11 protein-coding genes are annotated in these 13,828 nt (G+C 34.2%); all 11 read left to right on the forward strand.

Features of this window, described 5'->3' with window-relative positions:
- Positions 1–242: 242 nt before the first annotated feature.
- Positions 243–1,442, forward strand: a complete 1,200-nt coding sequence (locus ABUA27_RS09645; protein WP_129981001.1) for an acetate/propionate family kinase — start codon at positions 243–245, stop codon at positions 1,440–1,442.
- An 86-nt stretch (positions 1,443–1,528) separates the two neighbouring features.
- Positions 1,529–2,458, forward strand: coding sequence for a DHH family phosphoesterase (locus ABUA27_RS09650; RefSeq protein ID WP_349820626.1), 930 nt, complete (start codon positions 1,529–1,531; stop codon positions 2,456–2,458).
- Between the two features lie 23 nt (positions 2,459–2,481).
- Positions 2,482–3,153 carry a response regulator transcription factor gene (locus ABUA27_RS09655; protein WP_022424275.1) on the forward strand — a complete coding sequence of 224 codons (672 nt, stop codon included), beginning with the start codon at positions 2,482–2,484 and terminating at the stop codon, positions 3,151–3,153.
- Positions 3,153–4,526 carry a sensor histidine kinase gene (locus tag ABUA27_RS09660; protein ID WP_129981003.1) on the forward strand — a complete coding sequence of 458 codons (1,374 nt, stop codon included), beginning with the start codon at positions 3,153–3,155 and terminating at the stop codon, positions 4,524–4,526. The genes ABUA27_RS09655 and ABUA27_RS09660 overlap by 1 nt, the downstream gene beginning before the upstream one ends.
- A gap of 5 nt (positions 4,527–4,531) precedes the next feature.
- Positions 4,532–5,104, forward strand: a complete 573-nt coding sequence (locus ABUA27_RS09665) for a xanthine phosphoribosyltransferase (RefSeq protein WP_129981004.1) — start codon at positions 4,532–4,534, stop codon at positions 5,102–5,104.
- 11 nt (positions 5,105–5,115) lie between these two features.
- Positions 5,116–8,052 carry a chromosome segregation protein SMC gene (locus tag ABUA27_RS09670; protein WP_129981005.1) on the forward strand — a complete coding sequence of 979 codons (2,937 nt, stop codon included), beginning with the start codon at positions 5,116–5,118 and terminating at the stop codon, positions 8,050–8,052.
- Between the two features lie 11 nt (positions 8,053–8,063).
- Positions 8,064–9,044: a signal recognition particle-docking protein FtsY gene (gene ftsY, locus ABUA27_RS09675; protein WP_022424279.1), complete on the forward strand. Its 981-nt coding sequence runs from the start codon at positions 8,064–8,066 to the stop codon at positions 9,042–9,044.
- Positions 9,045–9,048: 4 nt separating this feature from the next.
- On the forward strand, positions 9,049–9,378 hold the full coding sequence (ylxM, locus tag ABUA27_RS09680; RefSeq protein ID WP_022424280.1) for a YlxM family DNA-binding protein: 330 nt from the start codon (positions 9,049–9,051) through the stop codon (positions 9,376–9,378).
- Positions 9,379–9,388: 10 nt separating this feature from the next.
- Entirely contained in the window at positions 9,389–10,780 is a 1,392-nt protein-coding gene (ffh, locus tag ABUA27_RS09685) for a signal recognition particle protein (protein ID WP_287844912.1), read from the forward strand.
- Positions 10,781–10,986: 206 nt separating this feature from the next.
- Positions 10,987–11,691, forward strand: coding sequence for a response regulator transcription factor (locus ABUA27_RS09690; RefSeq protein WP_129981007.1), 705 nt, complete (start codon positions 10,987–10,989; stop codon positions 11,689–11,691).
- Positions 11,692–11,696: 5 nt separating this feature from the next.
- Entirely contained in the window at positions 11,697–13,793 is a 2,097-nt protein-coding gene (locus ABUA27_RS09695; RefSeq protein ID WP_349820627.1) for a sensor histidine kinase, read from the forward strand.
- The last annotated feature ends 35 nt before the right edge of the window (positions 13,794–13,828 follow it).

The following is a 13,828-nucleotide window of genomic DNA, read 5'->3' on the forward strand; positions in this document are numbered from 1 at the left end:
GAAGAAAAGAAAGATACTTGGATATCTTTCTTCTGAAGAACTATTTCTTAACGAACTAGCTAAACTTAATGTAACTGATAATACCATTTTCTATAAAATCTAATTTATCTTCTTATTTCCAGTTTCTGCTTGCAATTCGGGTAAAAATTTACACATTTGTATGAGAACGCTTACAAGTTGTTGTTGTCTTTTATATAAAATTTTAGTAAAATAAAATTATATGATTTTAAGGAGGTTATAATATGGCTAAAATCATGGCGGTAAACGCTGGTAGTTCATCATTAAAATTCCAGTTATTAGAAATGCCTTCAGAACTAGTAATCTGCTCAGGTATTGTGGAAAGAATTGGACTAGAAGAAGGAATTTTTACTATTAAGCATAATGGACAGAAGAAAACAGAAAAATTACCTATTCCAGACCATAAGGTCGCTGTTTCTTTATTGTTAGAAGCATTAGTGAAGGAAAAAATTGTTGAAAAGCTAGAAGAAATTGAAGGGGTAGGACATCGTATTGTACACGGTGGTGAATACTTTGATTCTAGTGCTGTTGTAAATGAAGACGTAGTAAGTAAGGTAGAAGAGTTATGTGAATTAGCACCACTACATAACCCTGCACACTTAGTAGGATATCGTGCATTCAAAGAAGCTCTTCCAGGAGTAGGACATGTATTCGTATTTGATACAGCATTCCATCAGACATTGGATAGAGAAAGATATTTATATCCATTACCATTAGAATATTACACAGACTATAAGATTAGAAAATATGGTGCACATGGTACAAGTCATAAATATGTTTCTGAACAGGTTATTAAAGAATTAGGTAATCCAAAACATTCACGTATCATCGTATGTCATTTAGGTAATGGCGCATCACTTTCTGCAGTATTAGATGGTAAGTGTATTGATACATCAATGGGATTCACACCACTAGCAGGTGTAATGATGGGATCTAGATGTGGTACAATCGATCCATCTATCATGCCTTATTTATGTAAGAAATTGAATAAAACACCTGATGAAGTATTAGATATCTATAATAAGAAATCAGGAATGCTTGGTATTTCAGGTATTTCTTCAGATTCACGTGATATTGAAAATGCTTTATTCAATGAAGGTGATGAACGTGCATTATTAACTGGTTTATTATATTCACGTATTGTTTCTAAATATATTGGTCAGTATTTCGTTGAATTAGGTGGCTTAGATGCGATTGCCTTCACTGCGGGTGTAGGTGAAAATGCTGCTTACTTAAGACGTTTGATTATCGATGATTGTTCTCGTGCACTAGGTGTATTCCTCAATGAAGAATCAAATGCGATTCGTTCAGACGAAAATAGATTAATCTCTCATCAGTTCTCTAAGATTGATGTCTTTGTAATCCCTACAAATGAAGAAGTAGAAATCGCTAGAGATACTATGAAACTATTACATTTAGGATAAAATGACAGACAGAAGTCATATATTGATTTCTGTCTTTTTTATTTCTATGAAAGTATGTTAAAATGGGGGAAAAGGTGGGTTAAATTATGGATAAAATAATTAATTTATTAAAACAATATAAACAAGTATTCTTATATCGTCATATTAATCCTGATTATGACGCTTTTGGTTCTACTGTAGGTATGTATTATTTCTTAAAAGAAAACTTTCCAGAAATCAATGTTGTGTTAAAAGGGAGCTTTGATAATGTTTTATGGGAAAAATTCAATGCCCCTATAGATGAAGAAAAAGAACTTCCTACTCTAGGTATTGTGATTGATACAGCTAATCGTGAACGTATTGATGGTGATATTTCAGTATGTGAGAAGATCATTAAGATTGATCATCATATCGTCGTAGATTCTTATGGAGATATCAATATTGAAGATGCCACTGCATCAAGTGCTTCACAGATTGTTTCTCTATTATTAGAAGAAGTAAAGGATAATTATTCTTTAAATGAACAAGGTGCACGTGCTTTATATATGGGTATTATTGGTGATACAAATAGATTTATGTATCGCTCTACTGATGAGCGTACATTCAAGGCAGCTTCTTATTTATTGGAATCAGGTATTAATATTGAAGAAATCTATCAAACAATGTATTTAAGAGAAGAAAAAGATTTAAAAGTCACGCAGTTTATCTTGAACAATTATAAAGTCAATGATAAAGTGGCTTACTATATATTGAAGGATGAAGACCTTAAAGAATTAGGTATTAGTCGTGAAGAAGGTTCTAGCTACGTCAATACACTTGCAAATGTCAAGGAATTTGAAGTCTGGTGTGCTATTACAGAAAATACGAAAGATAATGTCTATCGTGTCTCTATTCGTTCTAGAAATGCGATTATTAATGAAGTGGCTGCTAAGTTTGGTGGGGGAGGACATGCCCTTGCTTCAGGTGCAACACTTTCGAGTCTAGATCAGCTTGAGGACTTACTTTCATCTCTTCATGATGCAATAAGTATGATATAATGAAAAAAATGAGGTGAAATAAGATGAAATCTAAAATCATGGTTGTAGATGATGAAATGCATATTAGAGAATTGGTGCGTTTCTATCTTGATAAAGCAGGTTTTGATACAATTGAAGCAGCTAATGCTGAAGAAGCATTGGATATAGTAGAAAACCAATATATTGATTTGGCTGTTGTTGATATCATGATGCCCGGAATGGATGGTTTTGAACTTGTTGAACAAATGAGACAATATCGTGAATTCCCGGTCATTATGTTGACAGCTAAATCACAATCAAAAGATAAATTAAGAGGATTCTCTTTAGGTATTGATGACTATGTTACAAAACCTTTTGACCCAGATGAATTAATGGCGCGTGTTAAAACAATCTTAAAGCGTTATAGTATTAATTCTTCTAATGTAGTGAAGATTGGTGATGTCATCTTTGATGGTGATAAATATGAAGTGCGTTATCAGGATCAGATTATCCATCTTCCTTTAAAACAGTTTGAATTGGCATTTGAACTCGCAAAGAATCCTAATCAGATTTTCACGAGAGAACAGCTTATTGAAAAAATCTGGGGAATGGATTATGACGGTTTTGATCGTACAGTAGATGTTCACATTAAGCGTATTCGTGAGAATCTTGGACATCTCCCAGGATTCAAAGTTGTGACAGTACGTGGCTTAGGTTATAAAATAGAGGTTGAGTAATGAAGTCTATTTATAGTAAACTTATAATTGGCTTTTTATTAACATCTTTATTAAGCTTTTCAATCTGTTGTTTCTTTACAATCAGATCTTATAATCGTGACTCTGATCAACTGGCATTAGAAGAGTTAGAACATTCTTCCAATCATATTGCAGATTTGATCAAGTTAATTGATGATAAGAATCAGGATAAGATTTTAGCAGATTATTCAGAAACATCAGAAATGTCTTTCACCGTCACATGTGAAGGACAGACCAAAAGTTATGGACATGTTAATAAGAAACTTATACTTAAAGATGATGAATTAAAAACACTTGCGACTTCTAAAGAAAAGTCATTACGTAGCGAAGGAATCATTTCGCAATATGCAAAAGCATTTAAGATTGATAATCAAACATATGTGATTACAGTTCAGAAGGATTTTTCTGCTACAAAAGATATCTTTATGAAGTCTTATACAAGTGCAGCTATCATCTTTATGATGACAGGAAGTATTGTCTTCCTGATTGTTGCAGATATTATTGTGAAACCAATCTCACGTCTCACAAAGGTCACTGATGAGCTTGCGAAAGGGAATTATAAGGTGCGTGTCAATTATGAAGGAAAGGATGAAATATCCTCATTGTATGCTTCCTTCAATCAAATGGCAGTCAGACTCGCTAAGCAGGAAACAATCCGACAACAATTTATATCGGATGTATCTCATGAGTTCCAGACGCCTTTAACGGCTATTAGTGGATTTGCGACAATATTAAAGAATGAGAATCTGACAGATGAACAAAGACAGAAATATGCTGATATTATATTGTTCAACTCAAATCGTTTGTCTCATCTATCTAAGAATATGCTTCAATTAACATTATTAGATGGTGAAGATACATCATTAGATAAGAGTGAGTTCCCACTTATTGAACAGCTTAATCGTGTTATTGAGATGGAAGATAATGCGGCTTTAAGTAAGGATATTGAAATAGAATTCATTCATCCTAAAAAAGAATTCATTATTGAAGCCGATGAAAGCCGTATGGAACAGGTATGGATCAATTTATTAAGTAATGCGATCAAGTATACGAATGAGCATGGTGTAGTGACAGTAGAAGTGAGAAGAACAGCCACTGAACTACAGGTAAGATTTGAAGATACAGGTGTGGGAATGAGCCAGGATGCTATTTCTCATATCTTTGAAAGATTCTATAGACAGGATAAATCACGTACAATTGAAGGAAATGGACTTGGTTTATCTATAGTAAAAAGGATTATTGATTTACATCACTATAAAATAGATGTAGAATCACAAGAAGATGTTGGTTCTGTATTTACTGTTTATATCCCATATGAGATGTTTACAGGACTCACAAAAAAGAAAAAGGATTAGTGAAGATGGAAGAGTTAAAGAGAAAGATTTTAGAAGACGGATATGTTATTAATGAGAATGTATTAAGAGTAGATAGTTTTTTAAATCATCAGATTGATGTAGAACTATTTAATAAGATTGCAGATGCATTCTATGAAAGATATAACAATAAACCAATCAACAAGATTGTTACTATTGAAGCAAGTGGTATTGGTTTAGCTGTTGTCGTTGCACAGAAATTCAATAATTGTCATGTAGTATTTACTAAGAAAGGTTCTTCTGCAATTACTGACAATGATTTCTATACTACAGAAATTCATTCTTATACTAAGAATAAAGACTATATTGGACAGATTTCTAAGAAGTATTTAAGTCCAGAAGACCATGTATTAATCGTGGATGATTTCTTAGCTAATGGTGAAGCTGTTATGGGCATGATTGACTTATGTCATCAGGCAGGAGCAACAGTTGAAGGTATTGGTATTGTCGTTGAAAAAGGATTCCAGCAGGGAAGACATAGAATTGAAGAAGCTGGATATGAAGTACAGTCTCTTGCAATCGTAAAGGGCTTTGAAGACGGCAAAGTTATTTTAGATTAGAGAGGAATAACATGTATTTAAAACGAATTGAACTTCATGGTTTTAAATCCTTCGCGGATAAAAGTGTAGTTGAATTCATGCCAGGTATTACTGGAATAGTAGGACCTAATGGATGTGGTAAATCAAATATTACTGATGCCATTCGCTGGGTACTAGGAGAAAAGTCTGCAAAGGCAATGCGTGGAGAAACAATGACGGATGTCATTTTCTCTGGAAGTGAAGATCGTAAAGCACAGGGTGAAGCAGAAGTGACACTTGTCTTTAATAACGAAGATCATTTTCTTGATTTTAATTCTAATGAAATAGAAATCACACGTCGTCTTTATCGTACAGGTGATTCTGAATTCTTATTAAATAGAGAACAGTGCCGTTTAAAGGATATTACTGATTTGATTATGGATACAGGTCTTGGTAGAGATTCTTTATCTATTATTTCTCAGAATAATATCAATGAGTTTGTGAAAAGCAAACCAGAAGATCGACGTGCGATGTTTGAAGAAGCAGCAGGTGTTGCAAAATATAAGAAACGTAAGATTGAAACAGTCAGAAAGCTTGAACGTACAACAGACAATTTAGACCGTGTTCAGGATATCTGTAGTGAATTAGAACGACAGATAGGACCATTGAAAAGACAAAAAGAAAAGGCTGAAACATATTTAGAGTTCAAAGAAGAACTTCAGGAAGTAGAAGTTTCAGTGCTAGTAAAGGAAATCAGTACTCTTTCTGAAGAATTAAAGACTTTAAATAAAGAGTTAGAAGACCTAGAAAATGAACGTATTACCAATGATGGTGCTGTTATTCTTGATGAAAAGCAGAGTGAAGAACTTGAAAAGAAGATGTATGCACTTGACCAGGAAGTCAATGAACTTCAGGAAAAGCTATTAGAGGCAATGAATGAAGTCAGCAGTCTTGAAACACAGAAGGTTGAAATTGATGCCAATCGTAAGCATATATTAGAAACAACAAGCCAGGAAGATATAGAACAAAAGAAAGCAAGTATGAAGTCTATTCTTCAAGATGCGATTATAGATTATAACGATAGAGTGAAGCGTTATAATGATGTCAAGAAAGAAAAGAATGATTTGGCACAGAAAGATTCTTTAAATAAGAAACAGCAGGCAAATCTTCGTTCGTTAATTGAAAAGAAGAATATTGACATTCATAATTCTCGTACTGAGAAGACAAGACTGACTGATATTATTGAGAATAAGAGTGGCTATAGCTATGGTGTACGTACTATTTTAGGTGCGAAGAATTCTTTATCTGGTATTTGTGGTACTTTAGGTGATCTGATTGAAACAGAAGAAACCTATGAAACAGCACTTGCAACAGCGCTAGGTGGGGCAGTTCAATTTATTGTCACTCGTACAAATGATCAGGCAAAAGAAGCTATTTATTTCTTGAGAAAGAATAAGGCAGGACGTGCAACATTCCTACCTATTGATACAATGAAACCTAGATTATTAAGAGATGAAGCAAAGATGCTTGCTGAACAGTCTCTTGGATATTTAGGTGTAATGAGTGATTTTGTGACTTATGATAAGTCTATTAGTGATGTTATATTAAACCAGTTAGGTAATACAATTGTAGCTGATCATCTAGATCATGCGACAGAAATCGCAAAGTCTATTTATCATCGCTATCGTGTTGTCACCCTTGAAGGAGATATCATCAATGTAGGTGGTTCTTTAACTGGTGGGGCAAATAAGCATACAAATAATTCAATGATGTCTAAAAGAGAATTAGAACGTGTGTCTCATACATTGGATCAACAAGAAAAAGATCTTAATAAGATGAAGTCCGATCTTCATACATTAGAAAATGAGGGAAGAGAAATTGGACAGCTCTTTATGCAGAAACAGATGTCTCTCGCAAAACTTGAACTTGTTGTCACAAATAAGAAGAATGAATATGAAGTTGCTAAGGCTGATTATGAAAACTTGACACACCAGAGTGTCGAACTTGATGAAGTCATCAAAGGCACTCAAAACAATGAATTACTCGATCGTTTAAATGATGCAAAAAGACGTCGTGATGAATTAAAAGAAACAATTCAGGCAAAACGTACAATCCGTATGGGTTATGTGAATGAAAACGAAGAAGTCTCTCGTCGTTTACGTGAACATCGTGCTGCTTTAAAAGATGTAGAAAGTCAGAGTACGGATAAGAAGGTCGCAAAGTCTCGTTTAGAAACAGAAATTCAGAACTACTTATTAAGACTTAATGATGCATATGCAATGACTTTTGAACATGCGCAGGAAAAAGCCGATATGTCTATTGATATCGATAAGGCTAAGGATAAAGTACGTGATTTAAGACAGCGTATAGCGTCACTAGGACATGTCAATGTAGAATCAATTGAACAATACAATGATGTAAGTACACGTTATGAAACACTAAGTACACAGCGTTCACAATTATTAGAAGCACAGGATAGCTTATTAAAAGCTATTAAAGATATGGATGCTATTATGGTTGAGAAGTTCAGCGCTTCATTTGAAGCAATCAATAAGGCGTTCAACGATGTATTCCGTTATTTATTTGGCGGAGGACATGCTTCACTTAAATATACTGATCCAGATAATATTCTAGAAACAGGTATTGATATTGAAGCACAGCCACCTGGAAAGGCTGCTAAGCTGCATTCTTTCTCAGGAGGAGAAAATGCACTAATCGCATTAAGCTGTTTATTTGCGATGATCAGCGTAAAGCCATCTCCTTTATGTATTCTCGATGAAGTAGAAGCGGCACTTGATATTGCGAATGTAGAGCGTTTTGCGAAGTATTTGCGTAGTTTCTCAGATCAGACACAATTTATTGTCGTTACACATCGTGAAGGAACTATGGCTGAATGTGACCTATTATACGGGGCTACAATGCAGGAAAAAGGTGTCACTAAGCTTGTCAGTGTTAAGCTTAAGGATGCCACTGAATATGCAAGCAGTTAGGAGGATGCATTATGGGATTTTTTCAAAAGATTAAAGAAACATTTGTAGGTAAGTCTACAAAACAGAATGAGAAGTATGTTGCTGGTCTTGATAAATCATCTGCTTCTTTCTCATCTAAAATTAATGCGTTAGCCGCAAGATATCGTGAAATCAACGATGAATATTTTGATGAGTTAGAAAATATCCTGATCATGAGTGATGTTGGTGTCAACATGGTTATGAAGATTGTAGATGAAATCAAGAAGGAAGTACGTCTTGAAAATATCAAGGATCCTCATGCGATTAATGATATTATCGTTGATAAGATGTTTGTCATCTATGCCAATGATTCATATATGACAACTAAGATCAACTATGCAGAAAATGACTTAACAGTCATCTTGATGGTTGGTGTCAATGGTGCAGGGAAAACAACTACTATCGCTAAGCTTGCCAATAAGATTATGCATGAAGAAGGCAAGAAGGTTATGGTGGCTGCCGGTGATACATTTAGAGCTGGTGCTATAGAACAGCTTGCTGAATGGGCAAACCGTTTAAATATTCCTTGTGTTAAGGGAAAAGAAGGAGGAGATCCTTCTTCTGTTATCTTTGATGCATTAGAACAGGCAAAAGCAGGCGGTTATGATGTACTCATCTGTGATACAGCAGGACGTTTACAGAATAAAGTAAACTTAATGAAAGAACTTGAAAAGATGAATCGTATCATCAAGAGAGTTGTACCAGAAGGACCTCAGGAAACATTACTTGTAGTAGATGCAACAACAGGTCAGAATGGTATTTCACAGGCTGTAGAATTCTCTAAGATTACAGATATTACAGGTATCGTCCTTACTAAGATGGATGGTACTGCCAAGGGTGGTATTATTCTTTCTATTAAGGATATGTTGAATATCCCTGTTAAGTTTATTGGTCTAGGTGAAAAGATTGATGACTTACAGGAATTTGATCTTGAACAGTATATTTATGGTTTGTGTAATGATCTAATGGAGTAAGATGATGGATGAAGAGTTAAAAAAGAAAGAACAAGTCATCCTCTTGATGGATTGTTATAGAGAATTGTTGACAGACAAACAGAAACAGTATCTTTCTCTCTACTATGAGGAAGATCTGTCTTTATCAGAAATAGCTGAAGACTTAAGTGTTTCTAAAAATGCTGTTTTTGATAATATTAAGCGTTCTGTGATGAGTTTAGAGAAGTATGAATCTAAATTACATATTCTTGAAAATCATCGTAAGAGACTTAATTTAATTAATAAGATTGAAGAAGAAAAGAATAAGAAGCATGAAGATATTGATGAATATCTTGAAATGCTGAAGAATATCTAGGGAGGTAATTATGGCTTTTGAATCTTTATCAGATAGACTCCAAGAGACATTAAAAAAGGTAACAGGACAAGCGACTCTTACTGAAGCAAACATGGAGGAGATGCTTCGTGAAATCCGTTTGGCTTTACTTGAAGCCGATGTTAACTACCAGGTAGTTAAAGAGTTTATTGCAAATACAAAAGAAAAAGCAATCGGTCAGAACGTTATTGGTTCATTAAAACCAGGACAGGTTCTTGTTAAGATTGTTCATGATGAATTAGTATCATTACTTGGTACAGAAATGGTGACTGTAGACTACTCTAAAGATCCTACAATCATCATGATGGTTGGTTTACAGGGTTCAGGTAAAACTACAACTGCTGGTAAGATTGCTAAATTAATCACTGAGAAACAAGGTAAGAAGCCTTTATTGGTTGCTGGCGATATTTATCGTCCTGCTGCCATTGATCAGTTAAAGACATTAGGGGCACAACTTAATATTCCAGTATTCTCTAAAGGCACTGATACACCTGTAGAAACAATCGTTACTGAAGCTTTAGCTAAAGCGCGTGATGATCACAACGATGTAGTGATCATCGATACTGCTGGTCGTTTACAGATTGATGAAAAGTTGATGCAGGAGCTTGCAAACGTTAAAGAAATTGCCCATCCTGATGAAATCCTTTTAGTTGTTGACTCATTAGCTGGTCAGGAAATCGTTAATGTTGCTTCAACATTCAATGATAGACTAGGAATCACTGGTGCAGTTTTAACTAAGTTAGATGGTGACGCACGTGGTGGGGGTGCCCTCTCTATTAGACATGTCACTCATGTCCCTATTAAATATATCGGTACAGGTGAAAAATTAGACGAAATCGATTATTTCTATCCTGACCGTATGGCAGATCGTATCCTTGGTATGGGGGATGTTGTTTCCCTTGTAGAAAAGGTACAGGATGTTTATGATGAAAAAGAAAGTATGAAAGCTTTCAATAAGATGAAAGCCGGTACTTTTGGTTTAGATGATATGCTTGATCAGATGAAGAAACTTCAAAAGATGGGTCCTTTATCTGGTTTATTAAAGATGATTCCAGGAATGCCTAAGATTCCTAATTTAAATGATGATGATGCCGCTGCTAAGATGAAGATGACTGAATCAATCATTTATTCTATGACTAAAGCAGAACGTGCAAATCCTGATATGATTAATTCATCACGTAAAGAAAGAATTGCTAAGGGTTGCGGTCAGTCTGTGACTGAAGTGAATAAGCTATTAAAACAGTTTGAACAGTCACGTAAGGTCATGAAGCAGTTAGGTAACATTGATCCCACAACTGGTATGCCAACACAAAGACCAATGAAGACTCAGCAGCAGTTCAATCCTTATCGTAAAAAGACAAGACATAAGAAAAAGAAGAAATAAAACCTCCTCGGAGGTTTTTTCTTTAGAATTATTTAAGAATTTCATCACGAATCTTTTTATTTTTAGTCACTATACTTATAAGCGAAGGAGGGATACATATGTTTGAAACATTTATGTTCACATTATTATTTCCTGTTATTATGATCAGTATTATCGCTTATTTAAGTACATTGACTCGCTGATTATGAAGAAGGGGAGTTAAGTTAATGAAACATACAATATTACTTGTAGAAGACGAGTTAGGTATTAGAGAAACAGTTAAGATTTTTTTAAAGAGTCAGAATTATGAAGTCATTGAAGCGGAGAATGGAAAAGAAGGGCTTATTGCACTTCAAAACAATGATATTCATTTAGCTATTGTAGATATTATGATGCCTGTTATGGATGGGCTGACTATGACAATGAAACTTCGTGAAGTATCAGATATTCCTGTGATCTTCTTGACAGCGAAAACAGAAGATATTGATAAGATTACAGGACTTAATCTAGGGGCAGATGATTATATCACTAAACCTTTTGAACCTATGGAACTTATTGCAAGAGTGAATTCTAATTTAAGACGCTATGAACAAATCTTAAATTTAAAGGGAAGTACACAGACACCAAGTAATCAGCTTATTGTAGGAGGTTTAGTATTAGACCAGGCAACTAAAGAAGTCTTTGTGAATGGTCGTTCAGTAAGACTCACTAAGAAAGAATTCCAGATATTAGAACTACTAATGAGTTATCCTGGTAAGGTGTATTCTGCAGAAGAAATCTATGAATCTATCTGGGAAGAAACAGCCATTAATACAGAAACAATCATGGTTCATGTAAGAAGGCTTAGAGAAAAGATTGAAGCCAATCCTAAACATCCTGAGTATTTGAAGGCTGTCTGGGGTGTTGGCTATAAAATAGAAAAGATGGAGTGATGACAATGAAGAAAAGACGTATATTTATTATTGGCTTAATTGTCTTATTATTGGCTTGTCCGAGCTGTATGATTTATATCACAGTCAAACAGCAGGATGGTTATAAGAAAAGAGTCGCAGACAATACGAATGAATATATGCTGCAGTTTCTTACAATGGCAGTTGAATCAAAAACAGATCCTGATTATAAGCCTTTAAATTTTAATGGGCTAGATGAAAAATCACAAGAAGCAGCTACTGCGACGATGAATGAAATATTCAAAACTGTTTTAGATATGGAACAGGATGATGATGGATTTCACTATGTAGCATATAATGAAAAGACAAGACAGTATTATAAGAATCAGAAATCTTATTATCCTGTCGCCTATGAAGAATTTTTTAAATCTAGTGCGCGTTCGAAATATTTTTACACGGATACTGTAGCTCTTTTTGATGAAAGTGATATTATTAGTAACCTTGATGCAGGATATAAGCTCGAAGAAGGAAAAGATGGAAAAAGATCTTTACTTAAAGTATATAATACGTATGTAGATTTAAATCAGGTAAGTATTAATTTACCTAAAGATATAGAAATGACTTATTATTGTACAATGTATGAATCGCCTATGACATATATTGAACGTAATTTTGTGGATGAATATGATATTGCAGTCCTTTCAGGAGTTGCTCTTCTTCTGGGTTTAGTTATCTTTATATATATTTTAATGAATTCATTAGAAGTAGAAGAAGTTATTAATCCATATCGCACAATTAAACAATGGAAGCTATTAACTGTTATTATCATTATTGGATTAACTAGTTTTATTTTTATAGGGGCATCAGGAGTAACAGGTGCTCTTGTGATGATGGGAGAACTTCAAGGTGCCCTTGCAAGACATAATATAGCTTATGCTACATCTATCAGTTATGGCCTCTATTTCTTCTGTATGCTCATTTTCTATTTCTTGTTCTCAATGTTATGCTTTACTGTGAAGTATATGCTTATGAATGGAATGGACTATTTTAGAAACAATACATGCATTTATGCCCTTTATGCAAAAACAAAGGAACTAGGTAATAGAGTGACTGAATTTGATTTGAAGGATAATATCAATCAGGATATCTTGAAATTTACTATCTGTAATGCATTGCTCGTTATTATTTTATATGTCATTTCACCTAGTAAGACAATCTTTGCGATTATCTATGTAATGATCTCTTTCTTATATATAAGAAAGCAGTCACTGAAGGTAAAGAATGATTATGAAAATATGCTTAACTTTACAGAACAGCTTTCTCATGGTCACTTTGATACAGAAATAGAAGATGATCTAGGTATTTTCAACAGTATGCGTAATCGCTTAAATAACCTGAAAACTGGTTTTGAAGCAGCTGTAAAGGAAGAAACAAAATCACAGAATATGAAGACAGAACTTATTACCAATGTCTCTCATGATTTAAAAACACCTCTTACATGTATTAAGAACTATGTTATTTTACTTAAGAATACACAAGCTGATGAAGCAACAAGAACTGAATATTTAAACCAGTTAGAAAAATATACAAATAGACTTTCCAATCTCATTCAGGATCTCTTTGATGTTTCTAAAGCCTCTAGTGGTAATATTGACCTTCATCCTATTGATTTAAGATTACAAGCGTTAGTTGATCAGTCCTTAGCTGAATGTATTGAAGTATTAGAATCTAAAGATATCCAGGTCATTAAGAATGTCGAAGATGTTGTTGTACACTTAGATGGAGATAAGACATATCGTGTCTTTGAAAACCTATTAACTAATATTGGTAAGTATGCCATGCCACATAGTCGAGCTTATATTGATATTCATGAGGAAGAAGACTATGTTTCAGTCATATTCAAGAATATGAGTGAAGTAGAAATGAACTTCTCTAGTGAAGAAATCCAGGAACGTTTTGTACGTGGAGATAAATCCCGTCATGAAACAGGCAGCGGTCTAGGACTCGCGATTGCGAAAAGCTTTGTCGTTGCTCAGGGTGGTACATTTGATATAGAAATAGATGGTGATCTCTTTAAAGTCATCATGACATTTAAAAAAAAGCCCGAATTGCAAGCAGAAACTGGAAATAAGAAGATAAGTTAGTTATTATAGAAAATAGTATTACCAGTTACATTAAG

This window comes from Catenibacterium sp. RTP21428st1_D7_RTP21428_210409 (assembly GCF_040227455.1).
GTDB lineage: Bacteria > Bacillota_I > Bacilli_A > Erysipelotrichales > Coprobacillaceae > Catenibacterium > Catenibacterium mitsuoka_A.

Coding starts and splice junctions, on each gene's coding strand:
- ABUA27_RS09645 (WP_129981001.1), top strand. CDS start 243: ATGGCTAAAATCATGGCGGTAAACGCTGGTAGTTCATCATTAAAATTC.
- ABUA27_RS09650 (WP_349820626.1), top strand. CDS start 1,529: ATGGATAAAATAATTAATTTATTAAAACAATATAAACAAGTATTCTTA.
- ABUA27_RS09655 (WP_022424275.1), top strand. CDS start 2,482: ATGAAATCTAAAATCATGGTTGTAGATGATGAAATGCATATTAGAGAA.
- ABUA27_RS09660 (WP_129981003.1), top strand. CDS start 3,153: ATGAAGTCTATTTATAGTAAACTTATAATTGGCTTTTTATTAACATCT.
- ABUA27_RS09665 (WP_129981004.1), top strand. CDS start 4,532: ATGGAAGAGTTAAAGAGAAAGATTTTAGAAGACGGATATGTTATTAAT.
- ABUA27_RS09670 (WP_129981005.1), top strand. CDS start 5,116: ATGTATTTAAAACGAATTGAACTTCATGGTTTTAAATCCTTCGCGGAT.
- ftsY (WP_022424279.1), top strand. CDS start 8,064: ATGGGATTTTTTCAAAAGATTAAAGAAACATTTGTAGGTAAGTCTACA.
- ylxM (WP_022424280.1), top strand. CDS start 9,049: ATGGATGAAGAGTTAAAAAAGAAAGAACAAGTCATCCTCTTGATGGAT.
- ffh (WP_287844912.1), top strand. CDS start 9,389: ATGGCTTTTGAATCTTTATCAGATAGACTCCAAGAGACATTAAAAAAG.
- ABUA27_RS09690 (WP_129981007.1), top strand. CDS start 10,987: ATGAAACATACAATATTACTTGTAGAAGACGAGTTAGGTATTAGAGAA.
- ABUA27_RS09695 (WP_349820627.1), top strand. CDS start 11,697: ATGAAGAAAAGACGTATATTTATTATTGGCTTAATTGTCTTATTATTG.